This window comes from Dietzia massiliensis, assembly GCF_018390595.1.
In the GTDB taxonomy this organism is placed as follows: domain Bacteria; phylum Actinomycetota; class Actinomycetes; order Mycobacteriales; family Mycobacteriaceae; genus Dietzia; species Dietzia massiliensis.
Genome location: NZ_JAHBAV010000369.1, coordinates 1 through 319, shown reverse-complemented (window position 1 = coordinate 319; position 319 = coordinate 1). Strand labels below are relative to the sequence as shown.

The window sequence follows — 319 nt, the reverse complement described above, 5'->3', positions numbered from 1 at the left end:
CGGTCTGGCCGTCGGCCAGCTGGAACGCCCCGCCGATCTTCTTGCTGGGCGAGACCGTGGTGAACTTCCCCGCAACCGGGACCGCCTTGCCGTCGTGCCCGACGGCCGAGCCGCTCCACGTGTAGGTCATGTCGTAGCCCAGGGGTTCGGAGGTCGTGTAGACGGTCCGGTCCTGGTTGAACGTTCCGGCGACGGCCTTGCCCGACGAATTCGACAGCGTGACGTGCTGGAACCACCCGTCGCTCACCTGGACGCTGACCGGGGCGATCGGCACCACGTTCTGGGTGGCGTCGGCGGGCTGGTACTTCAGCTGCAGCGC

At 68.3% G+C, this 319-nt stretch carries 1 protein-coding gene; it reads right to left on the bottom strand.

The features are described 5' to 3' along the window. A partial coding sequence (locus tag KHA85_RS17600; RefSeq protein ID WP_236885864.1) for an Ig-like domain-containing protein occupies window positions 1-319 on the bottom strand: 319 nt, incomplete at both ends.